Origin of the sequence: Maritimibacter harenae, assembly GCF_009882975.1 — a bacterium.
Classification (GTDB): domain Bacteria; phylum Pseudomonadota; class Alphaproteobacteria; order Rhodobacterales; family Rhodobacteraceae; genus Maritimibacter; species Maritimibacter harenae.
Window position 1 is genome coordinate 1 of sequence record NZ_WTUX01000045.1, and the last position, 390, is coordinate 390.

At 66.9% G+C, this 390-nt stretch carries 1 protein-coding gene; it reads left to right on the forward strand.

Annotated features, from left to right (window positions below; genetic code table 11):
- Nucleotides 1–390 (forward strand): IS66 family transposase (locus tag GQE99_RS22035; protein ID WP_161353779.1); only part of this gene is annotated, 390 nt, incomplete at both ends.

Below are 390 nucleotides of genomic sequence, written 5' to 3' on the forward strand. Positions count from 1 at the left end.
GGAGCCATGCCCGGCGCAAGTTCTTCGAACTGGCCGACATCAAGGAAAACGCCCGCAAACGGAAGCCGGCCCACGACATCTCCCCCGTGGCTCTGGAGGCCGTCACCCGGATCGACGCGATCTTCGATGTCGAGCGCGGCATCAACGGTCTGGACGCCGCGGCGCGGCTCGAAGCCCGGCAGCGCCTCGTCCGGCCGCTGGTCGACGAACTTCACGACTGGATGCGCACCGAACGGGACACGATGTCGAGGCACAATCCCGTCGCCAAGGCGATCGCCTACATGTTCAAGGCCGAACGTTGGGAGACCTTCATCCGCTTCCTCGAGGACGGCCGGATCTGCCTGACGAACAATGCCGCCGAGCGGGCGCTGCGCGGCGTGGCCCTTGGCC